Source organism: uncultured Corynebacterium sp. (assembly GCF_947253065.1).
Lineage (GTDB): Bacteria > Actinomycetota > Actinomycetes > Mycobacteriales > Mycobacteriaceae > Corynebacterium.
Window position 1 is genome coordinate 1 of record NZ_CAMXWS010000029.1, and the last position, 24,233, is coordinate 24,233.

At 60.4% G+C, this 24,233-nt stretch carries 25 protein-coding genes and 1 tRNA gene; 18 read left to right on the forward strand and 8 right to left on the reverse strand.

What is annotated here, in order from left to right:
- Positions 1–906 (reverse strand): metal ABC transporter solute-binding protein, Zn/Mn family (locus tag Q0X21_RS07570; protein WP_297851275.1); only part of this gene is annotated, 906 nt, incomplete at its 3' end.
- A 133-nt stretch (positions 907–1,039) separates the two neighbouring features.
- Between Q0X21_RS07570 and purS the strand changes: the two genes are divergently transcribed.
- The 3 genes from purS to purL are packed head-to-tail and all read left to right on the forward strand — an operon-like array spanning position 1,040 to position 4,292.
- The gene (gene purS, locus Q0X21_RS07575) at positions 1,040–1,282 is read left to right on the forward strand and encodes a phosphoribosylformylglycinamidine synthase subunit PurS (RefSeq protein WP_297851276.1); all 243 of its coding nucleotides are present in this window, start codon (positions 1,040–1,042) and stop codon (positions 1,280–1,282) included.
- A 2-nt stretch (positions 1,283–1,284) separates the two neighbouring features.
- Entirely contained in the window at positions 1,285–1,965 is a 681-nt protein-coding gene (gene purQ, locus Q0X21_RS07580) for a phosphoribosylformylglycinamidine synthase subunit PurQ (protein ID WP_297851277.1), read from the forward strand.
- A 5-nt stretch (positions 1,966–1,970) separates the two neighbouring features.
- On the forward strand, positions 1,971–4,292 hold the full coding sequence (purL, locus tag Q0X21_RS07585) for a phosphoribosylformylglycinamidine synthase subunit PurL (protein WP_297851278.1): 2,322 nt from the start codon (positions 1,971–1,973) through the stop codon (positions 4,290–4,292).
- 104 nt (positions 4,293–4,396) lie between these two features.
- Here the strand turns inward: purL and Q0X21_RS07590 are convergent, their stop codons facing one another.
- Positions 4,397–5,404, reverse strand: coding sequence for an acyl-CoA thioesterase (locus tag Q0X21_RS07590; RefSeq protein ID WP_297851279.1), 1,008 nt, complete (start codon positions 5,402–5,404; stop codon positions 4,397–4,399).
- A gap of 30 nt (positions 5,405–5,434) precedes the next feature.
- On the opposite strand from Q0X21_RS07590, the gene Q0X21_RS07595 reads away from it, so the two are divergent.
- The 4 genes from Q0X21_RS07595 to Q0X21_RS07610 all read left to right on the forward strand — a co-directional run bounded on the left by Q0X21_RS07595 (position 5,435) and on the right by Q0X21_RS07610 (position 8,855).
- Positions 5,435–5,818, forward strand: a complete 384-nt coding sequence (locus Q0X21_RS07595; RefSeq protein ID WP_297851280.1) for a sterol carrier family protein — start codon at positions 5,435–5,437, stop codon at positions 5,816–5,818.
- 75 nt (positions 5,819–5,893) lie between these two features.
- Positions 5,894–7,369 (forward strand): amidophosphoribosyltransferase, encoded by a 1,476-nt coding sequence (purF, locus tag Q0X21_RS07600; RefSeq protein WP_297851298.1) that lies wholly within the window; start codon positions 5,894–5,896, stop codon positions 7,367–7,369.
- A 4-nt stretch (positions 7,370–7,373) separates the two neighbouring features.
- Positions 7,374–8,456, forward strand: a complete 1,083-nt coding sequence (purM, locus tag Q0X21_RS07605) for a phosphoribosylformylglycinamidine cyclo-ligase (protein WP_297851281.1) — start codon at positions 7,374–7,376, stop codon at positions 8,454–8,456.
- Positions 8,457–8,639: 183 nt separating this feature from the next.
- Positions 8,640–8,855 carry a DUF3073 domain-containing protein gene (locus Q0X21_RS07610; RefSeq protein WP_297851282.1) on the forward strand — a complete coding sequence of 72 codons (216 nt, stop codon included), beginning with the start codon at positions 8,640–8,642 and terminating at the stop codon, positions 8,853–8,855.
- A 73-nt stretch (positions 8,856–8,928) separates the two neighbouring features.
- Here the strand turns inward: Q0X21_RS07610 and Q0X21_RS07615 are convergent, their stop codons facing one another.
- On the reverse strand, positions 8,929–10,086 hold the full coding sequence (locus Q0X21_RS07615) for a folate-binding protein YgfZ (RefSeq protein WP_297851299.1): 1,158 nt from the start codon (positions 10,084–10,086) through the stop codon (positions 8,929–8,931).
- Between the two features lie 24 nt (positions 10,087–10,110).
- Here Q0X21_RS07615 and Q0X21_RS07620 point away from each other — a divergent pair, with 24 nt between their 5' ends.
- Entirely contained in the window at positions 10,111–11,025 is a 915-nt protein-coding gene (locus Q0X21_RS07620) for an aminodeoxychorismate lyase (protein ID WP_297851283.1), read from the forward strand.
- On the opposite strand, the gene Q0X21_RS07625 is transcribed toward Q0X21_RS07620, so the two are convergent.
- Positions 11,022–11,699, reverse strand: a complete 678-nt coding sequence (locus Q0X21_RS07625; RefSeq protein ID WP_297851285.1) for an FABP family protein — start codon at positions 11,697–11,699, stop codon at positions 11,022–11,024. The genes Q0X21_RS07620 and Q0X21_RS07625 overlap by 4 nt on opposite strands.
- A 15-nt stretch (positions 11,700–11,714) precedes the next feature.
- The gene (locus Q0X21_RS07630; protein ID WP_297851286.1) at positions 11,715–12,467 is read right to left on the reverse strand and encodes a DUF2993 domain-containing protein; all 753 of its coding nucleotides are present in this window, start codon (positions 12,465–12,467) and stop codon (positions 11,715–11,717) included.
- A 22-nt stretch (positions 12,468–12,489) separates the two neighbouring features.
- Between Q0X21_RS07630 and mshD the strand changes: the two genes are divergently transcribed.
- The 5 genes from mshD to pstB all read left to right on the forward strand — a co-directional run bounded on the left by mshD (position 12,490) and on the right by pstB (position 17,791).
- Positions 12,490–13,416, forward strand: coding sequence for a mycothiol synthase (mshD, locus tag Q0X21_RS07635; RefSeq protein WP_297851287.1), 927 nt, complete (start codon positions 12,490–12,492; stop codon positions 13,414–13,416).
- Positions 13,417–13,676: 260 nt separating this feature from the next.
- The gene (gene pstS, locus Q0X21_RS07640; RefSeq protein WP_297851288.1) at positions 13,677–14,792 is read left to right on the forward strand and encodes a phosphate ABC transporter substrate-binding protein PstS; all 1,116 of its coding nucleotides are present in this window, start codon (positions 13,677–13,679) and stop codon (positions 14,790–14,792) included.
- Between the two features lie 167 nt (positions 14,793–14,959).
- Positions 14,960–16,009 (forward strand): phosphate ABC transporter permease subunit PstC, encoded by a 1,050-nt coding sequence (gene pstC / locus Q0X21_RS07645; protein ID WP_297851289.1) that lies wholly within the window; start codon positions 14,960–14,962, stop codon positions 16,007–16,009.
- Between the two features lie 9 nt (positions 16,010–16,018).
- Entirely contained in the window at positions 16,019–16,978 is a 960-nt protein-coding gene (gene pstA / locus Q0X21_RS07650; protein ID WP_297851290.1) for a phosphate ABC transporter permease PstA, read from the forward strand.
- A 36-nt stretch (positions 16,979–17,014) separates the two neighbouring features.
- On the forward strand, positions 17,015–17,791 hold the full coding sequence (pstB, locus tag Q0X21_RS07655) for a phosphate ABC transporter ATP-binding protein PstB (RefSeq protein WP_297851291.1): 777 nt from the start codon (positions 17,015–17,017) through the stop codon (positions 17,789–17,791).
- A 60-nt stretch (positions 17,792–17,851) separates the two neighbouring features.
- On the opposite strand, the gene Q0X21_RS07660 is transcribed toward pstB, so the two are convergent.
- Positions 17,852–18,592 (reverse strand): phosphate uptake regulator PhoU, encoded by a 741-nt coding sequence (locus tag Q0X21_RS07660; protein WP_297851292.1) that lies wholly within the window; start codon positions 18,590–18,592, stop codon positions 17,852–17,854.
- Positions 18,593–18,606: 14 nt separating this feature from the next.
- Positions 18,607–19,731: a tRNA dihydrouridine synthase DusB gene (gene dusB / locus Q0X21_RS07665; protein ID WP_297851301.1), complete on the reverse strand. Its 1,125-nt coding sequence runs from the start codon at positions 19,729–19,731 to the stop codon at positions 18,607–18,609.
- Between the two features lie 147 nt (positions 19,732–19,878).
- Between dusB and Q0X21_RS07670 the strand changes: the two genes are divergently transcribed.
- Positions 19,879–19,951, forward strand: a tRNA-Lys gene (locus Q0X21_RS07670).
- Between the two features lie 84 nt (positions 19,952–20,035).
- The gene (locus Q0X21_RS07675; RefSeq protein ID WP_297851293.1) at positions 20,036–21,754 is read left to right on the forward strand and encodes a long-chain-fatty-acid--CoA ligase; all 1,719 of its coding nucleotides are present in this window, start codon (positions 20,036–20,038) and stop codon (positions 21,752–21,754) included.
- Between the two features lie 62 nt (positions 21,755–21,816).
- On the opposite strand, the gene Q0X21_RS07680 is transcribed toward Q0X21_RS07675, so the two are convergent.
- On the reverse strand, positions 21,817–22,008 hold the full coding sequence (locus tag Q0X21_RS07680; protein WP_297851294.1) for a hypothetical protein: 192 nt from the start codon (positions 22,006–22,008) through the stop codon (positions 21,817–21,819).
- A gap of 23 nt (positions 22,009–22,031) precedes the next feature.
- Between Q0X21_RS07680 and zupT the strand changes: the two genes are divergently transcribed.
- From zupT to Q0X21_RS07695, 3 genes are read left to right on the forward strand one after another with little or no spacing between them, the layout of a single operon-like run.
- The gene (zupT, locus tag Q0X21_RS07685) at positions 22,032–22,796 is read left to right on the forward strand and encodes a zinc transporter ZupT (RefSeq protein WP_297851295.1); all 765 of its coding nucleotides are present in this window, start codon (positions 22,032–22,034) and stop codon (positions 22,794–22,796) included.
- A gap of 9 nt (positions 22,797–22,805) precedes the next feature.
- The gene (locus Q0X21_RS07690; protein ID WP_297851296.1) at positions 22,806–23,654 is read left to right on the forward strand and encodes an SDR family oxidoreductase; all 849 of its coding nucleotides are present in this window, start codon (positions 22,806–22,808) and stop codon (positions 23,652–23,654) included.
- Positions 23,655–23,675: 21 nt separating this feature from the next.
- Complete coding sequence (locus tag Q0X21_RS07695; RefSeq protein ID WP_297851297.1) at positions 23,676–24,092, forward strand: YccF domain-containing protein; 417 nt, start codon at positions 23,676–23,678, stop codon at positions 24,090–24,092.
- The last annotated feature ends 141 nt before the right edge of the window (positions 24,093–24,233 follow it).

Genomic DNA, 24,233 nt, shown 5'->3' on the forward strand with positions numbered 1-24,233 from the left:
CGTTGCCATGAGCTCATCGACGACCTGCTCGAAGTAGTCGAGGAAGTTCACGCCCTCAGGCGGAGTCTCGCGCATCTCAACGACCGGCACATCATTTTCTTTGGCGGCGTTGGCAAGCTGCTCGGTCGCGCTGTTCGTGTTCTGCGGATTGACGATGAGTATGTCGATGTGACCGTTCTTGATCTGGTCGAGGAACGCGGCGACATCCTGCACGGACGGCTCGCTCTCGTTGAGTGCGGCCTTTAAGTAGCCCTCCGGGGTGATGTCGTGGATCTCCGTGCCCCAGATCAGCGGTGCGGCGATCGGCTCGGTCATGCCGACGTGGATATGCGGCACGCTGGCGAGCTTCTCGCTCACCGCATCCATCCGCTTATCAACGTCTTCCGTGGAACCGCCGACCTTCTCCTGAACCTTGGCGGCGACTTCCTTCACCTTGGTCGGGGAGAACCAGGAGTGCTCAAGCTCGTTTGGGTCGGAAGGGAGGGCGTCGTGGTCATGACCATGGTCGTGCTCATGGTCGTGGGCTTCAGCTTCTTCTTTGCTCACGAGGGGGATGGCGCTGATGATGCGATCCTGCTCGGCAACGGTGTACAGGCTGGCGTCGTAGGGGCCACCGTTGGCAACGAGGGTGCCGGCTTCGCGGACGCGGGCAAGGTCCTTGGCGGACGGTTCGAAGTGGTGGGGGTCGATATTGGCGCCGGAGATGACGGCTTCGACGTCGTTTCCGGTGACGGCAGCGGCGACGTCAGCCCAGACGCTCGTGGTGGCAAGGATGTTGGAGGCGTCGGAGTCGCCAGCGGCGTTCGGGGACTCGCTGGCGCTATCGGAGCAGGCAGTGAGGCCTGCGCCGGCGAGGGTGAGGGTGGCGAGGATCGTTGTGGCTCGGTGGAGCTTTCGATTTTTCATGGGGAATATCTAAACACTAATGAAAACTGTTTTCAACTCAGTGTTGGAGATAAGGCAACGACGCGGGCCGTGGTCGGCTTGTCCGATATACTGACGGGCGTCTTCAGACCTGAAATGAATGTGAAGGATTCTCATGGCACGAGTCGTCGTCAATGTCATGCCCAAGGCCGAAATTCTGGATCCGCAGGGTCAGGCCGTCCACCGGGCACTGGGTCGTATCGGAGTGAATGGGGTGACCGATGTCCGCCAAGGCAAGCGCTTTGAGCTGGAGGTCGCGGACTCTGTCACCGATGAGGAGCTGAACCGTATTGCGGAGACGCTGCTGACTAACACGGTGATCGAGGACTTCGTCGTCGTGCGTGAAGAGGAGGCCTAAGCATGACAGCGACCATCGGGGTGATCACGTTCCCCGGCACGCTGGATGATGTGGATGCGCTGCGCGCTGTCCGCCTCGGCGGAGCAGAGCCGAAGTCGCTTTGGCATGCGGATGAGGATCTCACAGGTGTGGATGCTGTCATCGTGCCCGGCGGCTTCTCTTATGGTGACTACCTGCGCTCCGGCGCGATCGCGGCGATGGCGCCGATGATGAAAGCTGTCGTCGAGGCCGCAGGTAAGGGCATGCCGGTGCTGGGCATCTGCAATGGTTTCCAGATTTTGACCGAAGCAGGGCTGCTGCCGGGTGCGCTGACTCGTAATAAGGGTCTGCACTTCCACTGCACAGATACCTTCCTCGAGGTGGCCAATGCTGAGACTGCATGGACCAGTCAGTTCGAGGCGGGGCAGAAGATTCTCGTGCCGGCCAAGCACGGTGAGGGTCGCTTCCAGGCGGACCAGTCCACCGTCGATGAGCTGGAGGCAGAGGGTCGTGTGGTGTTCCGCTACACCGACAACTTCAATGGCTCGATGAACGGTATTGCTGGTGTGACCAGCGAGAATCGCCGTGTCGTTGGCTTGATGCCGCACCCGGAGCACGCCATCGACCTGCTGACCGGGCCGTCCACTGATGGGCTGGGACTGATTCAGTCCGCCATCGCCGAAATCTCGAAGATCGGAGCTTGATTCGCGTGACTGCTCAGCAAGGAAAGAACACAGGCGTGCACAACGACACTGTTGAAGCCGCGAAGGCATCGCCAGAGCACGAGCAGCCGTACGCTGCACTGGGCTTGAAAGATGATGAGTACGCCCGCATCAAGGGGATTCTGGGCCGTCGCCCGACGGATGCGGAGCTGACTGTCTACTCCGTCATGTGGTCCGAGCACTGCTCGTACAAGTCTTCTAAGGTGCACCTGCGCTACTTCGGCGAAACGATGACCGAGGAGATGGCGTCGAAGATTCTCGCTGGCATCGGTGAGAACGCAGGTGTGGTGGATATTGGCGGCGGTGACGCGGTGACTTTCCGCGTCGAGTCCCACAACCACCCTTCGTATGTGGAGCCCTACCAGGGCGCTGCGACCGGTGTTGGTGGCATTGTCCGCGACATCATGGCTATGGGTGCCCGCCCGATTGCGGTGATGGACCAGCTGCGCTTTGGTCCGGCCGATGCGGATGACATGAAGCGTGTCCTTCCGGGCGTTGTGTCGGGCATTGGTGGCTACGGCAACTCGCTTGGTCTGCCGAATATCGGTGGTGAGACCTCTTTTGATGCGACCTATGCAGGTAACCCGCTGGTCAATGCACTGTGTGTGGGCACCCTCAAGGTCGAGGATCTGAAGCTCGCATTCGCATCCGGTACCGGCAATAAGGTGATGCTGTTCGGTTCCCGCACGGGCCTTGATGGCATTGGTGGCGTGTCAGTGCTCGCATCCGAGAGCTTCGAAGATGGCGCGGAGCGCAAACTTCCTGCTGTTCAGGTCGGTGACCCGTTCGCGGAGAAGGTCTTGATCGAGTGCTGCCTGGAGCTCTACGGCGCTGATGTCGTTGTCGGTATCCAGGACCTCGGTGGTGCGGGCCTGGCGTGTGCTACGTCGGAGCTAGCAGCTGCCGGTGATGGTGGTATGCGCGTCAACCTCGACGCTGTTCCACTGCGTGCTGAGAATATGACTGCAGCGGAGATCCTCGCTTCCGAGTCTCAGGAGCGTATGTGCGCTGTCGTGGCTCCGGAGAATGTGGAGAAATTCAAGGCAATCTGCGCGAAGTGGGATGTCAACTGCGCGGAGATCGGTGAGGTCACCGATGAAGATGATCGCCTTGTTATTGAGCACAACGGTGAAATCGTTCTCGATGCGCCGCCGTCGACCATCGCGGACGAAGCTCCGGTTTATGAGCGCCCCTGGGCGCGCCCGGAGTGGCAGGACGGGGTGCAGGAGCAGGGGGACGTCGATAAGCCTGCGCAAGTTGCGGATGCATGGCTGAAGCTCGTCGCGTCCCCGGCGCTGTGCTCGCGCGACTGGATCACTGAGCAGTACGACCGTTACGTGCGCGGCAACACTGTTCAGGCACGTCACGCGGATTCTGGCGTTTTGCGTATCGACGAAGAGACGGGCCGAGGCGTCGCTGTCTCCGCTGATGCGTCTGGCCGTTATTCCTACCTTGATCCGAATATGGGTGCGCGTCTCGCGCTGGCCGAGTCTTACCGCAATGTCGCGGTGACCGGTGCTCGTCCGGTCGCTGTGACCAACTGCCTGAACTTCGGCTCCCCGGAGAACCCGGACGTGATGTGGCAGTTCCGTGAGGCTGTTCATGGCCTGGCTGATGGTGCGAAGGAACTGGGTATTCCGGTGTCTGGCGGCAACGTGTCGTTCTATAACCAGACTGGTGATGTGCCGATTCTGCCGACGCCGGTGGTCGGTGTGCTCGGTGTGATCGAGGATGTGGCGCACTCGGTGAGCCACCGTGTGGTCAACAACGAGGACTCCGATGTCCTGGTGCTCCTCGGTGAGACGAAGGATGAATTCGGTGGCTCGATCTGGCAGGAGATCTCTGGTGGCGGACTTTCTGGTCTGCCGCCGCAGGTGGACCTGGCTAATGAGGCGAAGCTGGCAGACTTCTTCTGTGATAAGGCTGAAGGCCTCACCGCTGCCCATGACCTTTCCGAAGGTGGCCTGGGCCAGGCTGTCTTCGAAATGATCAAGGACACCGATAAGGGTGCAGAGCTCAACCTGACTGACGTGCACGAAGACGCGTTCACTGCGCTGTTCTCCGAGTCCGCTTCTCGCGTGCTCGTGGCGTGCAGCCCGGACCGCGTTGACCGCGTTGTCGCTGAGGCAGTGGAGCTGGGCATCCCGGCTGCTGTCGTTGGTTCCACGAACCTGAGCGGTGAGATCACGTTCGCTGAAGGTGCTCCGGCCGCTGGCCAGTCCGTCGGCATGGAGGCTCTGCGCACCGCATGGGCAGGCACCCTGCCGGGTCTGTTCGCTCATGCTGATGCGCCGAATGCGGCGGTCTAAGACAGCAGCAGTAGCCAACAGGTAGCTATGACAAAAGGCGCGGGGAAAATCCCCGCGCCTTTTCATATGCGCTGTGCGACACGAATGCCGCACGTTGCGCGACCTTAATCGGTGGTCTGACGCGCCGGAGTCGGGGTCACCAGCGGGATCGGGTGGTATTCCTCGCGGAGTTCCTTGAGCACCTCTGCGTGATCCCACAGGGCCTTGTCGGCCTCGGTCTCTGGGACGAAGGTGCGTGCCTGGAGCGGTTCGCCGTCGATGCCGGTGGCCACGTAGGTGAAGGTGGCGTGGATGGCGGTTTCGAGGCTTTCACGTCCACCACGGGGGTCACCGGAGCGGACGTGGGTGGTCACGCTCATGGAACGCTCACCGGTACGGGTGAGGCGGGCATCGACCTCGATGAGGTCGCCGATGGCGATGGGACGGTAGAAGCGAATGCCGCCGGCGTAAACAGCGACGGTCTGCTCACCGGACCATTCCATGGTGCAGGACGTACCAGCGGCGTCGATCCACTCCATCGCGGTGCCGCCGTGGACCTTGCCACCCCAGTTGATGTCGGTCGGCTTGGCCATGAAGCGGTGGATGATGCGCGGGGCTTTGGATTCACCTTCGTAGGACTGCTTGAGCATCTCGTCTTCGATGTTCTTACGCAGGTCAAGGCGCGACTTGGCTGCCTGTTCGACGCGCTTTTCTTCCTCGGTCTGTGGGACGTAGGTCGGCACAGCCTTGCTCTTGCCGGTCTCGGTGTCCTTGGCCACGAAGATGACCAGGCAGTCGCAGGCACGAGTGAAAACACCTTCGCGCGGGTCGGCGGAGAGCACTTCGTTGACGATGTGCATGGAGGAACGCCCGGTCATGGCGATGCGGGAGCGTACTTCGACGATGTGGCCAGACGGGATGGGGCGGGTGAAGTGGATGTGGCCTACGTATGCGGTGACGCAGTAAGTCGAGGACCACTGCACGGCGCATGCGTATGCGGCTTTGTCGATCCACTCCAGAACGCGGCCGCCGGAAACGCCTTGCGCACCGGCGTGGATTACGTCGGTGGGCGCCGCCATGAATCGGAGAGTGATGGATGAGGGCTTGTGTACAGTTTCCGCAGTCTCGGTCATTCCTGTGAGTTTAATACCTATGATGAATTCATGGCTCCTAAGAACGACCCTAAGGCGACGCGGGCCGCGGTAGAGGCTGTTCGCGAGTGGATTGAGGACCCGGAAGGAGCGCCTGTTCCTGCTCGTAGCTTGATCGCAGATGCTTGTCGACGTTCGGTGCGTGCCCTCGCCGCCGAGCTTCCCGGCCACACGGTGGAATTGCGTGTGCCCCCGTTTGTGGCTGTCCAGTGTGTGGAGGGGCCAAGACATACTCGTGGCACTCCGCCGAATGTGGTGGAGATGGCACCGGAGGTATGGCTGCAGCTAGCCACGGGGAAGTTGGACTATGACGCGGCGGTGGCTGATGGGAGGGTGTCTGCTTCGGGGTCTCGCGCCGGCGAGGTTGCTGTTGGGTTGCCGGTGATTGCCCTCTAGGTCGGTGAATCCACTAGGGTTGAGCCCGTGCAAAGCCTAAATGCTGATGCTGTCGATGCTGTCAATGCTGGTGCACTGCCAGATTTGGAAGCCGAGGAGAATGAGCCGCGCGAGGAGTGCGGTGTATTCGGTGTATGGGCACCGGGTGAGGATGTCTCCAGGCTGACGTATTTCGGGCTCTTCGCGTTGCAACACCGTGGCCAGGAGGGGGCTGGTATCGCGGTGGGCGATGAGGGCCGGATCGTTGTGTTCAAGGACAGCGGGTTGGTCTCGCAGGTCTTTGATGAGGCGATTTTGGATGCGTTGCAGGGCGATGTGGCGATTGGCCACACCCGTTATTCCACTGCTGGTTCGCAGAACTGGGAGAATGTCCAGCCGATGTTCCGGACCTCGCCGGACGGCACGGATGTTTCGTTGGCGCATAACGGCAACCTGGTGAATTACAAGACGCTGCAGGATGAGGCGATTCGTCGCAAGCTCGTCCCGCAGGGGGGTGTTGCGGGGCAGGGGTCATCCTCGGATACGGCCGTTGTTTCCGCACTGCTTGCCGACGGGGTGAAGGACGACCGCACTCTGCTTGATTCTGTGCGTGACCTTCTGCCGACGCTCAAGGGCGCGTTCTGCCTCGTATTCACCGATGGCAAGACCTTGTATGCGGCGCGTGACCCGCATGGTGTGCGTCCGCTTTCGCTGGGCAGGTTGGAGCAGGGTTGGGTCGTGGCTAGTGAGACCGCGGCGCTGGACATTACCGGTGCGTCGTTCGTTCGCGATATTGAGCCAGGCGAGCTGATCGCGATTGATGATTCCGGGATTCATTCGGAGAAATTCGCCACGTCGACTCCGAAGACGTGTGTTTTTGAGTACGTCTACATCGCGCGTCCGGATTCGGTGGTGGAAGGCACCACCGTGAATGCGACACGTTTGGAGATCGGTCGCCGTCTCTCCCATGTCGCTCCGGTCGACGGTGACATTGTCATGCCGGTGCCAGAATCCGGTACGCCAGCTGCGATCGGATATGCCGAAGAATCTGGTATTCCGTTCGCGCAGGGTTTGATGAAGAACGCCTATGTTGGCCGCACCTTCATTCAGCCTTCGGATACATTGCGCCAGCTGGGCCTGCGCCTGAAGCTCAACCCAGTGCGCGAAATCATTGAGGGCAAGTCCCTCGTCGTTGTGGATGACTCGATCGTGCGCGGTAATACGCAGCGCAAGCTCATCCGAATGCTCCGCGAAGCCGGTGCAGCGGAGGTGCATGTGCGCATCGCATCTCCGCCGGTGAAGTGGCCGTGTTTCTACGGCATTGACTTCGCCAGCCCGGGTGAGCTTATTGCCAATAATGCTGGCGGTAACGATGAGGCTGTGGCGGAGAATATCTGCCGGGTTATCGGGGCTGATTCGCTCGCGTTCGTGAGTATCGATGACATGATTGCGTCGACAGGCAAGCCTGCAAATAATCTTTGCGCCGCGTGCTTCGACGGCCATTACCCACTCGGATTGCCCGAGAATAACGCTAATGCCGATGCAGTTCGGCGCATTCAGGAAGGGATGTAGTTCAATGACCACCCCGGAAAACCAGCAGCCGGACACTTCTGTTTCTTATGCCGCCGCCGGCGTTGATATTGAGGCCGGCGATAAGGCCGTCGAGCTGTTCGCCCCGCACGCAAAGCGCGCAACCCGCCCAGAGGTGCGTGGCAGCCTCGGCGGATTCGCAGGACTTTTCGCACTGGGCAATTACAAGGAGCCGCTCTTGGCAGCGGGCTCTGATGGCGTGGGTACCAAGCTCGCGGTCGCGCAGGCTATGGACAAACACGACACGATCGGCATCGACTTGGTGGCGATGTGTGTTGATGACCTGGTGGTCTGTGGCGCGGAGCCGCTCTTCTTGCAGGATTATATTGCGGTGGGCAAGGTCGTGCCGGAGAAGGTGGCCACCATCGTCGAGGGCATTGCCGAAGGTTGTGTCCAGGCTGGTTGTGCTCTGCTCGGTGGCGAGACTGCTGAGCACCCGGGCGTGATGGGGGAGGACGAATATGACGTCTCCGCCACTGCAGTCGGCGTTGTTGAAGCTGATGAGCTGCTGGGCCCTGACCGTGTGCGTGAGGGCGATGTGATCATCGGCATGGCGTCTTCTGGTCTGCACTCCAATGGCTACTCGTTGGCCCGCCACGTTTTGCTGGAAAAGGCTGGGCTGCCGTTGGACGGCCACATTGAAGAGCTTGGCCGCACGCTCGGCGAGGAGCTTTTGGAGCCGACACGCATCTACGCCCTCGACTGCCTGGCGCTGGCTAGCGAGTGCGAGGTGCGCACCTTCTGCCACGTCACCGGTGGTGGTCTGGTGGGCAATATGGAGCGCGTTATCCCTGAGGGCAAGATCGCAGAGATGCACCGCACATCCTGGGAACCGCCGCAGATCTTCCGCACCATCCGCACCGTGGGCAAGGTCGCCGACGAGGAGATGGAAAAGACCTTCAACATGGGCGTTGGCATGGTCGCTATCGTCGCCCCGGAGGACCGTGATCGTGCGCTGGCCATGCTCACAGCACGCCACGTGGAGTGCTGGGAACTCGGTGTCGTGCGCAATGCCACGGAGGAAGATGGCGGTAAGCGTGCAACGCTGGTCGGTTCGCACGTTCATTAAACCTTCTGATTGATAACCAAGACTGCGTAAATGGAACCGCCGAATCATTTGCGCAGGTAGAGGCGGTGCGCGACATAATTTGACTTGCACGCTATTATGGCATGCAGGACAAATTTTCAGACGTTTTCAAAAGGGCCGCCGATAAATCGAGCCGCCCTTTAGACACCTCAAGGGGGTCACGCCATGGGTCGCGGACGCGCCAAAGCAAAGCAGACCAAGGTCGCACGCCAGTTGAAGTACAACACGCCCGAGATGGATCTCGATTCTCTCCAACGGGAGCTCGCGGGCAAGGCCCCTTCTAACCAGTGGAACGACGATTACGACTCGGATGATGAGTACGAGGTCGACCCGCAGTACGCCGAGTATGCGGACTGGGACGCTGACGAAGACGACCGTTAATTAGACCGTTTGAATCCCCGCACGTGAAACCCCACGTCGCTTGCGACGTAGGAGGTGCGGGGATCACGCGTATCTACTGGCCACGCCCGCGCAGCTTATCGACGGCGCGTCGGCCCGCCTTTTCGCCCTCATCCGCCGGCAAGGAATCAATATCCACCGCCGCGGTGACGGTCATCGTGCCATTTTCTTCATCGCCGGCCTCGATCTCGAGGATGATGTTTGCACCCTGCCCTGCATCGGGAATATTGAGCGCTGAGCGCTTTACCAATGCGAGCGCGATCGGGCCGTAATCACAGTCGTGCACGACTGTGCCGAGCCTGCCAACAGTGCGCCCACCAAGGGTGATTGCTGTGCCCGCTTCCGGTTCTGCTGGTGCTGATCCATCGAGGTGGACAAGCACGAGCAGGCGCGGGGAGCGTCCGAGGTTTTCTACTCGTGCGACAGTTTCCTGCCCGCGGTAGCAGCCCTTATCCAGGTGAACGGCTCCTTTGCGGCCGCCGCGTGCGATGAGCGTGGGTGCTTCGTGCGGGATGGATTTCGCATCTAGGTCGGCGCGTTGCTCAGGCTCGAGGGCCTTGACGCGCTCAGCGGTGAACGCCATGAGGCCAGCGCGCTCGAGCTTAACGCCAGCATCAGCACCGGTGAGCGTGCGGTAGGCAGTAGCAAGCTGCTCGCGGGGGACTGCGATGTCGATGCGTCGGGCGCCTGCCCACTCCACCTTGCGGGTGAACTCTGCGCCGAGGGACTCCGGTACCTCGAAGGAGGACGGTGCCCCGAGCACGGTGATAATGCCTAGGTCTGCTTCCTCAACCGTGACATCAGACCAGAAGATCATCTTGGTCAGGTAATCAAGCAGAGATTGCCCGGAATAAGACGGCGTGTCCAGGTAGAACGTATCCCCAACACGAGTGATATCCGCGTGGTGGAGGATGCGACCTTGCATATCCAGGTCGCAGGTAGCAGCGGAATAACCATCAGGGACGTCGTCGAGCTTCTGCGACAACAGGTTGTTCAGGAATGCTGCGGCCTCTGGGCCAGTGACGCGAATGACAGTGCGGTGGCTGCGGTCAACTGCGACACCGCCTCGCGAAACAAAACGCTGCTCGCGCAGGGGGTCGGAGTAGTGCCAGGGGACACCGGCAGCGTCGATAAGCGTGCTCGTGGCGTCGGGGAGCTCGGCCGCTCCATTGAAACTCAGTAGGGGCGAACGATAGGTATTCACAGAAGCGATTCTACGCGGGCATAATGGGCAGGTATGGGACACAATCAAGCTGTCATTTACCTCGTTGAACCGTTCGGCGGTTCCATGCGTCGGCAGAATGCGAATTTACCCCATGTGTACTGGGACGATGCCGCAGTCACGCGTGGTGATGGATGCTTTGAAACCATCCTTGTCACCGGTGGAAAGCCGACACACCTCAAGGCGCACTTCGCGCGCTTTAACAATTCAGCGAAATTGCTCGATCTGCCTGCACCGAATTGGGAGACCTGGCAGCGTGGCACCGAGCAAGCTGTCGCGGACTTCATCCGTGAATCGGGCCTCGACGCGGAAGATGTGGAGGCGAAATGCCAGTGGACCTACACCCGTGGCCGTGAATCCACCGGGGTGCCCAGTGCGTGGGTGACAGTTCGTCCTGTCCCGCGCGATCAACTTGAATTGCGCGAGCGTGGCGCAAAGGTGATGACCGCGCCGCGTGGCTACACACTCGCCGCCACGGAAGACACCCCGTGGCTCACCGTCGGCGCGAAAACCCTCAACTACGCTGCGGCGATGTCCGCAGTTCGTTGGGCGAAGAGCCGGGGCTTCGACGATGTCGTCTATGTTGACCCTTCGACCGGGCGCGTGCTTGAAGGCGCGACATCTTCACTCATCGTCGTGCGTGGCAATAAGCTCCGCACCCCGATCACTGGCGGCGATGTCCTGCCCGGAACGACGCAGGCCGCGATCTTCGCGCAAGGGGAGAAAGAGGGCTGGCGCTGCAAAGAAAAAGACATCAACATCGACTACCTGCTCAGCTCCGACCAAGTGTGGTTGGTCAGCTCTGTCCGCGGTGGTGTGCGCGTCACCGCGATCGATGGGGAAGAACTTCCCAAACCGGGCAAAAAAGAAGAGGCTAAGGTGCGCGCGCTGATCAACGCAGCCCTAGCCTCCGATGTCGCAGGTGATTAACCGGCGATTCGCTTCAGTTCGCCCGACATGTACGGGATGAACACCAGATCATCCTGAGTGGATCCAGCAGCAACGCGCTCGTCGACCCAGCCCAGGTTGTTATTCGGCATCAGGCCGTACATGCGCTTGCCGGGGCCGTGGTTAGCCGGTCCCTGCTCCGTCGCGATGGTGGATGCAGACGTGATCTGCCAAGCGCGCTCGTTGACCGGCTCGCCGTACATGATCTCCACCAGGCCACGGGAATTGGTCAGCGTGACCTCGATCTCGTCCTTCAGAGAGATGCGCCAGAAACCAGTCTCTCGCTGGTCAGCGCCGGTGGGGTTGCCCTCAGAATCAATGCGCCAGATGCGGGACTCAAAGCGCAGGTAATTCTCACCGTCGTGGGAGATGACCAGCTGCTGGCCGAAGGCGTATTCCTTGCCCTCCTCATCCGGGGACTCCGGCAACTCGACAGCCTGACCGGTGCCCTGCCACACGCCCACGAGCGGCAGCAGGCCAAGCAGGCCATCGTGCAGGTTCGGACCTTCGCGCAGGTTAGCGGTGTCATCCGGCAGCGGGATCTCATCCAGGCCAAGACCTGGGATATTGCGGTGTGCGGTGCCCTTCGACTGCTCAGCAGCCAGGTTGACCGCGTCATTACCGTTCAGCTTGTTGTTGTCGGTGTTTTCACTCATGTCCGTCAAGCGTAGTCACCCATTGGCTGGCTTAGCGATGGGGGACAACAGCTCCGGCGTCACCGTCACCGCATGCTCCTGCGAGGAGAACCGAATCGAGCCACCAGCTACCTCCACCATGTCTGCCTGACCGCCGATGGGCAGGTCGCGTGTGTCCAGTTCGAGCGTGTAAGCGGATTCGACGGCTGGGGCGAGGCCCGCCGGGACGTCGATAAGCTGCTTTGGCTCCATGCGGAACGTCGATCCGTGGATACGCAGGGTGACCACCGCTGATGTTTTCTCACTCGTGCCGGGCACAGTGCCGGTGAGCTGGGCCTCGCTGGCGCTGCCACCAGTCGGTGAAATGTCGTACGGATTAGCAATATCCAAGTCCGTCATGTCCAGCAACTGGCCGAAAGCAACGCCATCGAGCGAAAGCGTGTGCTCCACGCGCTTTGCTTGAGTTCCCGCAAATTCCGCGGCGAAAGCACGTTCAGCATCGACAACGATGTCATAAATATCCGTGCGGGTATTCACGATGCCAATGCCGTCCAGCTGCACGTCGAACGCCTGGAAGCTCACGCGTGGCACTTTGCCAGTGGCAACCACTTGTGCGAAAGGGAAACCCCCGACATACGTATCCGGGTCCGCCGGCAAATCATCGGCTTCGCGTGCATACGAGGCCAGCGTGCGCTCCACGTGCGCCGCGTACGCCGCATCAACACCGAATGCCAACGCGACGACACCAACGAGCGTGCCCGCCGTATACGCCAACCCTTTCGCCTTCATGTCTTTACCGTAGCCTGGGGGCATGACACAGGGTTTACATGCCGTCCGAAAAGTCGACTTTTCCACCGATGCAGCGCTGGTCAGCGACGCGCACGCATTGCTTCAGCGCGCGCATGAGGCCGATGGGGTGGAGGCATTTTCCGAGGCCTTCGTCACCGGCATCGACCGCCCCAAAGGCCATACTCATTGGGCACTGCTTATCGACGGCACCCTCACCGCCCTCGCCGCCTGCGCCCCCGACCGATCCGTCGAATTGGTCGTCGACCCGCCCGCCCGCCGGAATGGTTATGGCACAACGCTTGCGCGCACCGTGCTGGAAGCGCGCAACGATGCTGGTTTGTGGGCCCATGGTGACCTTCCCGCCGCACAAGCCCTGGCTGCGAAGCTGTCTTTGCAGCCCACCCGCGAATTGCTCGTGATGGGAGTGGACGGGGAAGAACTCCAAGCAATTGGCGCATTAGGTTCTGTGGCGAATGCATTGCCGAGCGATTATCTGGAGCTGAGCTACCCCGCATCCATCGAGCGCTGGGGCCGTGACGCTGTCGAAGAAGCCTGGCTTGCCGTCAATAACGACGCATTTTCCTGGCACCCCGAGCAAGGCGGCTGGGACATGGACGCGCTCCATGAAGCGATGAACACCGAATGGTTCGAGCCAGAAGGCGTGCGCTTTCTCTGGGCTCTGGGGAATGGTGAGCCACAGCTCGCTGGCTTCCACTGGACCAAGCGCCACTCCCCGGAAATCGGGGAGGTCTACGTTGTCGGCCTGTCATCTGATTTCCGCGGCCAAGGCCTCGGGGATCCGTTGATGCGCGCCGGGCTGGAGCACCTCGTTGCAGGGGGTGCCAAGCGGGTGATCCTGTACGTCGAAGCGGACAATGAACCAGCCGTCAATCGCTACAAAGTGATGGGATTCACAGTCGCCGAACGGCATAAAGTCTATTCGACCTAAAGCCAAATAAACCGCCCTTTGACCTGGGTATTTATGGGTGAACGGCAGCTTGTTTCAGCGTGTCACACCCATGTGGTTCACAGGAATTCCCAAAGTTAACTCATTGTTCACCGTTTAGGGCCTGTGGGGTTAACACTGGAGCCGTAGCTTTCCCTGCTGTGAGCACTCAGGCATGGACCGCAAGTGCGCCAACATGGCGTCGCAGGTTGCCTGGGACCGATGCTCAGAAGAATCTGAATTCGCACCGGAAAGGCATTCCCGTGATCCGTAACATCAAGCGCTCTGCAGCTATTGCAGGTATTGCTGCACTGACCTCCGTCACCCTCGTTGCTTGTGGCGACTCCAACGAGAACGCTGACAACGCTGGCCAGGAAGCAGGCTCCATCGAGGGTCTGTCCGGCCAGGCTGGCCAGCTCGTTGCTGAGGGCGCTACCTCCCAGAAGAACGCCATGGAGTACTTCGGCGCTCGCTACTCCGAGGAAGTTCCGGGTGCGAACCTTGCGTACAACGCAACTGGTTCCGGCTCCGGTATCAAGAACTTCATCGCAAACCAGGCAGTCTTCGCTGGCTCCGACTCCGCTCTGAAGGAGGACAAGGGCGAGGTCGAGGCTGCTAAGGAGCGTTGCGGCGGCAACGACGCATGGCACCTGCCGATGGTCATCGGTCCGGTCGCTCTCGCTTACAACATCGAGGGCGTCGACAGCCTGAACCTGACCATCGACAACATCGTTGAGATCTTCGACGGCACCATCACCAAGTGGAACGACGAGAAGATCGCCGAGAACAACGAGGGCGTTGAGCTCCCGGACCAGAACATCTCCGTGATCTACCGCTCCGATGAGTCCGGTACCTCCGACAACTTCCAGAAGTTCCTGGCTTCCGCTTCCGACGGCAAGTGGACCGGCGAAGGCAAGGCATTCCCGAAGGAGGTCGGCATCGGTAAGGAAGGCTCCACCGCTGTCGCTGAGGAAGTCAACGCAACCGCTGGTGCAATCACCTACGTCGAGTCCGGCTACGCCGCTGACCTCGACCTGGGCGTTGCAAACATCGACTTCGGTGCTGGCGCAGTTGAACTGAACGACGATACCGTTAACAAGGCTCTCGATAACGTCCAGTTCAAGTCTGAGGGCAACGACATGGTCGTTGACTCTAAGGCACTGTTCGCTTCCAAGGACGAGGGCGCATACCCGCTCGTTCTGACCACCTACGAGATCGTCTGCTCCAAGGGCTACGACGAGGAGACCAAGAACATGGTCAAGGACTTCCTCACCGTCGTCCTCGAGTCCCAGGACGAGGAGCTCGCTGACGCTGGCTTCATCCCGGTCAAGGGTGAGTTCGCAGAGAAGCTGAAGGCTTCCGTCGACGCCATCAGCTAAGACCTTGCTTCACAATCATCCAGTCTCACAGTCTGGATGAGAACATGCCCCCGCCGCTGCTGTGAGCCGGGGGCTTGTTCACGTGGTGGGCGGTTCGCAGACCGTCACCCCGTGGGGAGTAACACGCTTCCCGCTCACTGAACTTCAAATCCAAAGGAATCGTCACTATGGCTGACAACGACTTGCCGGCAACTGGCTCCGCCACCAGCGCCGCACCCGTCGGGGGTTCGTCGCAGGCAACGCCGCAGGCACAGGTGGAAGAGCCGAAGGCCGGAAACCCTTCTTCCAGCGCCGGAGTGAAGCGCCCGGGCGACCGTGTCTTCGAGATCCTGTCCACCGTTTCCGCAACCCTGATCACCGTGATCATCATCGCGGTCGGTCTGTTCCTGCTCATCCAGGCATTTGAGCCACTGCGCCTGAACAACGAAAACTTCTTCACCTACGGCGGACAGTGGCAGACCGCGAACCACGACGATATGCGGTTCGGTATCCCGAACCTCTTCTTCACCACGATCACAATCTCCATCATCGCGTTGATCATTGCGATGCCGGTCGCCCTTGGTATCGCGATCTTCCTGTCTAACTACGCGCCGAAGAAGCTGGTGCGCCCGCTGGCGACGTTGGTGGATATGCTCGCTGCGGTTCCGTCGATTGTTTACGGCCTGTGGGGTGCCCAGGTGCTCGGCCCGAAGCTGTCTGGCTTCTACGAGTGGCTGCACTCCTGGGCAGGCGATTTCGTACTGTTCAAGCAGTACATCAACTCTCCGTCGTTCGCGACGGGCGGCAACATGCTCACTGGTGGCATCGTCCTGGCGATCATGATTCTGCCGATCATCGCTGCAACCACTCGCGAGATCTTTGTGCAGACCCCTCCGGGGCAGATCGAGTCCGCTCTGGCACTCGGTGCCACCCGCTGGGAAGTCATCCGTATGACGGTCCTGCCGTTTGGTATGTCCGGTTTCATCGCCGGGTCCATGCTCGGCCTTGGTCGCGCACTGGGTGAGACCATGGCGCTCTACATGGTTGTCCCGACCGGTCCGGAATTCCGCGGTTCGCTTTTCGACGGCGGCTCGACCTTCGCTACCGCCATCGCGAGTGCTTCCGCAGAGTTCAACAACCCGACCTCCGCAGGTGCATACATCTCCGCTGGTCTGGTGTTGTTCCTGCTGACCTTCATCGTCAACTCGATCGCCCGCGCGATCGTCAACAAGAAGTAGGTGTATGACATGAGCACTGCATACCCCGGTAATAAGAACGGCGAGTCCACGAAGGTCACCGCAACACGCGAACCGGTAACCCCAGTCGGCGGCAGCCCGTTCACCGATATCGCGTCTTCCCGTAAGACAACTAACTCGATCATGGGCGGCCTGATGTGGTTCGCCATGCTCCTCGCGCTCATCCCGCTGCTGTGGCTGCTGGCGACCTTGGTGATCCGTGGCTACGAAGCGATCCTCAACCCGGACTGGTGGACCGATGACATGGTCGGTGTCCGCGCGCGTCGTGAGGGCGGCGGTGCACTGCACGCCATCGCCGGCACCTTGATGCAGACCCTGATCGCATCACTGATCTCCATCCCGATCGGTATCTTTACCGCGATTTACCTGGTGGAGTACTCCAACGGAAACAGGCTAGGCAAGGTGACCACCTTCATGGTGGACATTCTCTCCGGTGTCCCGTCGATCGTTTCCGCTCTGTTCATCTACGCACTGTGGATCACCATCCTGGGGCAGCAGCGTTCCGGCTTTGCCGTGTCACTGTCGCTCATCCTGCTGATGGTCCCGGTCGTTGTCCGTAACACAGAAGAGATGCTCCGCGTCGTGCCGATGGATCTGCGCGAGGCGTCATACGCCCTGGGTGTTCCGAAGTGGAAGACGATTGCGCGTATCGTGCTGCCGACTGCACTATCCGGCATCGTCACTGGTGTCATGCTGGCTATTGCCCGCGTCATGGGTGAGTCCGCACCGGTGCTGATCCTTGTGGGTTCCACCCCGATGCTCAACTGGTTCGGCTTGTTCAACCAGCCGCAGTCCTCGCTGCCGCTGTTCATGCTGGACATGTGGAAGTCGGGCTCCGCGCAGCCGGTCATGGACCGTCTGTGGGGCGCAGCCCTCACACTTGTCATCATCGTGGTCGTTCTGAACTTGCTGGCACGTTTCATTGCCGCGAAGTTCTCGGTCAAGAAATAAGTCGCCCGCCCTTTCATTCCCATCTAGGAGAAAACAATGCCTACCAAGCTCCAGCTCAACGACCTGAATATCTACTACGGTGACTTCCACGCTGTGCAGAACGTCAACATGGACATTCCGGCACAGGCTGTGACCGCATTTATCGGCCCGTCCGGCTGCGGCAAGTCCACCGTGCTGCGCACCCTGAACCGCATGCACGAGGTCATCCCGAACGCGACCGTCGACGGCCAGGTGCTTCTCGACGGCCACGATATCTACGCCAAGAACGTCGACCCAGTGGCTGTCCGCAACACCATCGGCATGGTGTTCCAGAAGGCGAACCCGTTCCCGACCATGTCCATCGAGGACAATGTCGTCGCCGGCCTGAAGCTGTCGGGTGAGAAGAACAAAAAGAAGCTGAAGGAAGTCGCTGAGCGCTCCCTGCGCGGCGCGAACCTGTGGGACGAGGTCAAGGACCGTCTGGACAAGCCGGGCGGCGGCCTCTCCGGTGGTCAGCAGCAGCGTCTGTGCATCGCTCGTGCGATCGCAGTTCAGCCGGAAGTTCTGCTCATGGATGAGCCGTGTTCCGCTCTGGACCCGATTTCCACCCTCGCTGTGGAGGATCTGATCCACGAGCTGAAGAACGAGTACACCATCGTCATCGTGACGCACAACATGCAGCAGGCAGCTCGTGTGTCCGACAAGACGGCGTTCTTCTCCCTCGAGGCCACCGGCAAGCCGGGCCACCTCGTGGAGTTCAACGACACCAACACGATCTTCGAGAATCCGGAGCGCAAGGAGACCGAGGACTACATCGCTGGTCGCTTCGGCTAAAGCGAAACGAAAAGAATCCCTGCGGGAGCTAATCCTGCAGGGATTCTTTTGTGTTTAGGGCTACTTGATGTGTCCGTGGCTGAAGTAGCGCTCGAGCTCGCGGAAGCGCTCGTCCATCTCGATGTCATGGCCGTCAGCGTCCTTCTTGCGCACGTAGCGCTCGGGCGTAAGCCCGGTGACCAGGAAGACGATGCGGGCAGCCACATTGACGCAGTGATCCGCATAGCGCTCGTAGTAGCGGGCAACCAGCGCAAGATCGACGGCAGCGCGGTTAGAGCCTTCCCATTCGCGGCTGGTCACGGTGTCGAGGAGGTAGTGGTTCAAAGCGTCGACCTCGTCGTCGATCTTGCTCATCTCCAACGCGCCCTCCACATCGGGGCTGATCAACTGGTCATGAATCAGCTCGATCATGTCACCAGTCAGCTCCGCAAGCTTTTCGACGCTTGCCTTCATGCTCTCGTCATACACATATTCCGGGTGGCGCAGACGCGCGGTACTAGCGATGTGCCGGGCGAGAGCTCCCATGCGGTTGAAATCTTCCACGATGTAGATCGATGTGAAGACCTGGCGCAGATCAGATGCAACGGGGCTTTCCAGCGCGAGGAGGGCCATGCTGCGCTCTTCGCAACGGATCCGAATCTCTTGTAGTGTGTCCGCCTCGGTGAGGGCGGTCTCAGCGGAGTCCAACGAGCCGTCGAGAAGCGCTTTGGACGCGTACTGCATGATGGTGCGCACAGTGTCGCTCATGATCTGGAGGTCCTCAGCGAATGCGCTGAGGTGTTCGCGGTAACTAGTGCGCATAATGATCGTCCTTGCTATCCGCCGTTGGAATCGATTTCGGCTCCAACGGGCACAGTGTCATCTTCGGGGTCGTCCAACCAGCCTTCAGGCAGCGCTACCTTGGCAGCGGAGCCCTGGCGCCCGCGCGCTGAGTCAGCTGCTTCGGCGCGCTGGGTGGAGTCAGCGATGGTGGCGAGCTGTTCATTCAGCTCCTCAAGAGTGGACACGCGTGCAAGTTGTCCACGGAATTCACCGCCGACGGGAAAACCTTTGAGATACCAGCCTACGTGCTTGCGCATGTCTCGGCATCCTCGGTCTTCGCCTTCGTGCTCGGCGAGGAGCTCCGCGTGGCGTGCAATGATGCGTGCGACTTCGCCCAAAGTCGGCTCTTCCGGCACCTCCTCGCCACGCAGCTGGGCGCCGAGCTGGGCGAAAAGCCACGGCCGGCCAAGGCAGCCACGTCCGACAACAACACCTGCGCAGCCGGTTTCATCCATCATGGCCTGGGCGTCTTCGGGTGCGAAGATATCGCCGTTGCCTAGGACCGGGACACCGGTGCCGTCCATGTGCTCAACCAGGCGCGCGATCTCGCCCCAGTCCGCGTCACCGGAATAGCGCTGCGCTGCGGTGCGCCCATGCAGGGTCACGGCCGCGGCACCCATGTCAGCGGCGATGCGGCCGGCATCGAGGTGGGTGTGGTGTTCGTCGTCAATGCCGATGCGGAACTTCACAGTGACCGGAATGTCAGTGCCTTCCGTCGCCCGGACAGCCGCGTCGACGATCTGGCCGTACAGCTTCCGCTTATAGGGGAGTGCCGAGCCACCGCCACGACGCGTCACCTTGGGTACAGGACACCCGAAATTCATATCCACGTGGTCCGCCATGTCATGCTCGACGATCATGCGCACCGCCTTGTACGTGTACTCCGGATCAACGGTGTACAGCTGCATCGACCGAGGAGTTTCCTGCGGCGCGAAAGACGTCATGTGCAATGTCTTTTCATTGCCCTCAACCAGTGCACGCGCGGTGATCATCTCGCACACATACAACCCGGATGCAGTGCCGGTGAGCTGCTGCTCAATTTCACGGCAAAGCACACGAAACGGCATGTTTGTCACGCCAGCCATCGGAGCAAGGATGACAGGCGAGGCAAGATTCATGCCGCCAATGCGCAGTTGAGGGATCGTCGAAGTCACGTGGCCTATTGTTGCCCGACCAGGTGCAATCACACAAACTGACATGGGCTTTTGTTTAAGCCCGCCCCAATTTCTTCCCGCTGGCACATTCCCGCTACCATGTATGCGCACGGGCCTTTAGCTCAGCTGGTAGAGCTACGGACTTTTAATCCGCAGGTCGCGGGTTCGAGCCCCGCAGGGCCCACGAGTGCACACCCCACAGTTGATCTTTCGGCTGTGGGGTTTTCTTTGCGCACTAAGCCTGACGTGCGCGCGTAGGGTGGACGCCATGCCAACAGAGAACGAACGTGCAAACAAGCCCTGGTTGAAGTATTACCCGGAGTGGACTGGTCATATTCTGGAGTATCCAGAAAAGACCCTCGTTGAGATTTTCAACGACAGTGTTGCCACCAATTCCAATAAGACCGCGACCAACTTCTTTGGCAGGACGCAGACGTACGGGGAGTTGGAAGTTGAGGTCCGACGGGCAGCGGCTGGCTTGGCTCGTCTGGGGGTGCAGCACGGCGACCGGGTGGCGATCATGCTGCCGAATTGCCCGCAGCACGTCGTGGCGTTCTTTGCAGTGCAGAAACTCGGCGCGATTGTGGTGGAGCACAATCCGCTGTACACCGCTCATGAGTTGCGTCCGCAGTTCGCTGACCACGGTGCGCGCGTTGCGATTGTGTGGGACAAGGTGGCTGATACGGCGAACAAGCTCAAGGCTGATGAGAGCACGGATCTTGAGACTGTCGTCAGTGTGAACATGACTAAAGCGATGCCGTTGCTGCAGCGAGTGGCGTTGCAGGTGCCGGTGGGCAAGCTGAAGCAGGCACGCGAACAACTCACTGCACCGGCCACGGACACGGTGACGTGGGAGGAGATGGCTGGGCCGAAGAAGGTCATTCCGCCACGTGTGCACACACCGAAGAATGTGTCACCTGATGATCCTGCGTTGGTGCTTTACACATCCGGCACCACGGGCTCGCCGAAGGGTGCGGTGCTCACGCACCGTAATTTGCTGGCCAATCCGGTCCAGGGTCGTGCCTGGGTCAAGGAGCTCCAGGAACCAGGGCAGCGCATGTTGGCCACGCTGCCGTTCTTTCACGCTTATGGTTTGACGTTCTCGCTGACGTTGACGTTCTTTATCGGCAGTGAGCTGATTTTGTTGCCGGCGCCGACAATGGATTTGATCATGCGCGCGGTGAAGAAGACCCCGCCGACATTTGTGCCGGGTGTACCGACTGTGTTTGAGCGGATCGTGCAGACGGCCCGCGAGAAGAATGTCGACCTGTCGCAGGTGAAGATCGGCTTCTCGGGCGCGTCGTCGCTGCCGGCGAGTGTGATTGAGGAGTGGGAAGAGGTCACGGGTGGCCGGCTCGTGGAGGGGTATGGCCTGACGGAGACGTCCCCGATTGTGATCGGTAACCCGGAAAGCGCGGACCGCCGCCCGGGGTATATCGGTATCCCGTTCCCGGACACCGAGGTGCGCATCGTCAACCCTGATAATCCCGACGAGGACATGCCCTACGGCGAGGCTGGCGAAATCCTGGTGAAGGGGCCGCAGGTTTTCGGCGGGTACCTCAACAACCCGGAGGCGACGGAGAAGGTCTTCCACAACGGTTGGTTCCGTACCGGCGATATGGGTGTGATGGAGGAGGACGGCTTTATCAAGTTGGTTTCCCGCATCAAGGAGCTCATTATCACTGGCGGGTTCAATGTGTACCCGGCGGAGGTAGAGGAGACGTTGCGTGGGCACCGTGATGTCGTTGATGTTGCGGTCGTGGGGCGCCCGCGCACGGATGGTTCCGAGGATGTTGTCGCGTGCGTGGTCTTGGACCGTGGTGCGGAGCTGAATCCGGACAGTCTCAAGGAGTTCGCGCGCGAGAATCTGACCCGCTACAAGGTGCCGCGCAGCTTCTACCACTTTGAGGATTTGCCGAAGGATCAGATGGGCAAGATCCGTCGCCGGGAGGTGCGCGACGAGCTGCTCACGCGTTTGGAGGATTAGTCCCAGACGCCGAGGAGGGAATGGGTTAGGGGCGTCAAGGCGTCGTCAAGCGCCATTGCTTCTTAGCGGTAGCTGAGGCCGCATTGGGTGAGATTTCCCTCACTATCTGTGCCGACAAGCACCTCAATGCCGACCTTGTCGTCGCGGTCAATCGCGCGGTAGGAGCCCTGCAATTCGCTTATCGACGAAAAACGCCCCGCCATCGCCTGCTTTGTCGGTTCAAGTTCAGCGTCGTAAATCTTCGCGGTAGCCATGGGTCCTGCTGTAGGCCTCGCGCATGGTCGCTTTCTTGATTTGCTTGTTCGCAGGCTTATCGACGGCCCTTGGCGGCCTCCTCGTCGCCCTCAAACGCGACCTTGACGAGCGCTTCCTGGCGGTCTCCCTCGGGTTCTCCGCCGGCGTGATGCTGTATATCTCACTCGTCGAATTGCTGCCGCAAGGCATCGAAGGCCTTGAGGAAGCTGGTGTTTCCTCCGCCAATGTGTGGGGGCCCGCTGCCTTTTTCGCCGGTGTTTTATTGATCGCCGTGATCGACCGCTTCGTGCCCGAAGACATCAACCCGCACGAAGAGCCCAGCGCAATCGGCGCAGCACGCATGCGACGCGTCGGTCTGATGACGGCGCTGGCAATCGCGATCCACAATTTTCCCGAGGGCTTCGCCACATTCTTCGTTGCGCTGCAAGACCCTGTGTTGGCAGCTCCGATTGCAGTGGCGATCGCGATTCACAACGTTCCAGAAGGCATCGCCGTAGCTGTGCCCATCCGTGAAGCGACCGGCAAACGGTGGCGGGCCGCCGGGTGGGCGACCCTGTCCGGTCTTGCCGAACCATTGGGCGCCATCCTGGGTTACCTCTTCCTAAAGCCCTTCCTCGGCCCAGCATCTTTGGGTATCACCTTTGCCATGATCGCCGGGATCATGGTGTTTGTCAGCCTGGACAAACTGCTGCCCACCGCGATTTCCACTGACCGCCACCACGCCGCTGTTTATGGCGTCATCGTCGGAATGGCCGTTATGGCCGTAAGTCTTGTTTTGCTCGCCTAAGCTTTGGGCATGGGAATCACACGACTCTTTTCCAGCCCGCAACTTCCGCCCGTTGGTCCCGGTGAACTTGCCGTGGTCACGGGCGCTACCTCCGGCATTGGGGAAGCTACTGCCCGGTTGCTCGTGGAGGAGGGATACCGAGTGGTGGGGACGACGAGGAATCCTGCGAGTGTGGGTGCGCCATTGCCCGGCGTGACATACATTGGCCTTGATCTCGGTGATGCTGCGTCCATCGAATCCTGCGCTGCCGAAATTCTTGCGCTGGGAACTCCCGCTGTACTGGTGAATAATGCGGGCGAATCGCAGTCGGGCCCCTTTGAAGAGCTGCCGCGCGACGCGCTCGAGCGACTCTTCCAAGTCAACGTGATCGGGCACGTGGACCTCACGCAACGCCTACTTCCCGCTATGCGCTCGGCGAGGCGCGGCCGAGTCGTGATGGTTGGCTCCATGCTGGGCAGCTTCCCGCTCGGATTCCGCTCTTCGTATGTCGCATCGAAGGCCGCGATTAGAGGTTTCGCCGCCTCCGCCCGCAGGGAGGTCGCGCCTTTCGGGATTGGGGTCACAACAGTTGAGCCTGGCTCTATTGCCACCGGTCTTTCTGCGCGCCGCACCACCTACGTGGATAAGTTCGGGCCGTACGCCACGGAATTCGACCACATGCTTAGGAAACTGAACCGCAACGAAGCAAGCGGAATCAGCGCCGAGCGGGTCGCCCGTGAAATCCTTCGGCCGCTAAAGGCTGCGCGCCCCAAGCCGCACTACGCCGTCGGGTCTATGGCACCTGTCGCTTTCGCTCTGTCGCGCGTAGTGCCGCAACAGGTCATGCTCAACGTGATTTCTGCAAAACACGACCTGTAAAAACCCAACTATGCTTGTCGTATGGGACTAATTCGACTGATTCTCAACATCATCTGGCTTGTTACCGCAGGCATCTGGCTTTTCTTGGGCTACATTCTGGCCGGCATTGTGGCATGCCTGCTCATCGTGACCATCCCCTTCGGCGTAGCCTCGTTCCGCATCGCCGGATTCGTTCTCTGGCCATTCGGCCGGGAAGTCGTGGACACCAATAGCAGTGGGGGACTGAGCGTCATCGGCAATGTCATCTGGTTCATTGTTGCGGGTTTGTGGCTGGCCATTGGGCACGTCATCACCGCAGCTGCGCAGGCCATCACCATCATTGGTCTGCCATTGGCGTGGGCAAATATCAAGCTCATTCCGGTCACGTGCTTCCCATTCGGCAAGACCGTGGTCAGCTCTCGCGACGACCGTGCGCGGATGGTTCCTGTCGCCCACTAAGCGGTAGGTTTTTTATCCCAGTGACCAGCTCATTTGGAACTGGGTCGCGCGCAGGTTTATGATAGGCGAGCTGTCTAACAGCATTGGCCCCCATCGTCTAGAGGCCTAGGACTCCGCCCTTTCACGGCGGCAACACGGGTT